General features: G+C 66.8%; 1 protein-coding gene. It reads left to right on the top strand.

Features of this window, described 5'->3' with window-relative positions:
• Window positions 1–936 (top strand): cyclopropane-fatty-acyl-phospholipid synthase family protein (locus MJ785_RS18345; RefSeq protein WP_239381974.1); only part of this gene is annotated, 936 nt, incomplete at its 5' end.
• Window positions 937–948 lie beyond the last annotated feature (12 nt).

Here is a 948-nt window from a genome sequence, read left to right as displayed (position 1 = left end):
TTGGTCTACCCTGACTCCGCCGGCAGGTGCGGGCAGATCAGAAGGGGGGACGTCGTGTCCGAGGCGTTGATGAGTACGGCGGTTCGCTTGGGCTCATCGTTGGACGCGTTGGCGGCATTGGCCGCCCATGTGCGCATAGAGACCGAGAATCTGCCGGCCGATCCGCGGGTACGTGCATTGCTGGCCGACATCGCCGTCGAACTGCTCGGCGAACCCGGCGGGTACGGCGGCCATGCCGCCCCGGTGGTGGGGCTGGCTCGTGCGTTCGTGCAGCAGGCAGCGGAGCTGATCGAAAATCCCGGCCGTGTCGGGAGCTGGGACCAAATCAACGTGCCGCTGCTGCAGAGCATCGGCCGTCTTTCGATGGCGATCTGTGACGCCGTGCGGACCGCCGCGGGCATGCTACCCGACCTGAATAGCCGCCTGACTGCTCCCGGGGCGGACTTCCTTGATGTCGGGACGGGGACCGGCTGGTTGGCGATCGCTATGGCCCGTTCCTATCCCGAGCTGCGCGTAGTGGGTATTGACATATTTGAACCCGCACTGAACCTGGCCCGCAGCAATATCGAAGCAGAACGCATAGCCGGTCGCGTCGAAGTTCGGCGACAGGACGTAGCTGCCCTCGACAACGAGGCGGGATTCGACGTGATCTGGCTTCCAATGCCGTTCCTGCCTGCGGATATCGTCCCGGCGGCGCTGGCTGCCGTTTCCGGTGCGTTGCGGCCGGGCGGCTGGCTGCTCGCGGGTACGTTCACCGGCCTTGATGACCGGTTGTCCAGCTTACTGACCGACCTGCGCACCATTCGCTGCGGCGGCCATCCGTGGCGCTCGGACGAACTCGTCCCGACCATCGCGGCGGCAGGCTTCAGCGACGTCGCTGAGGTTCCTCGGACGTGGCCCGCACCTGCCCGCCTCTACGTGGGACGCCGCCCCTGACCGGCGCGAGGC

Origin of the sequence: Protofrankia sp. CiT1, assembly GCF_917627335.1 — a bacterium.
GTDB lineage: Bacteria > Actinomycetota > Actinomycetes > Frankiales > Frankiaceae > Protofrankia.
This window is presented reverse-complemented; position numbering and strand designations above follow the sequence as displayed.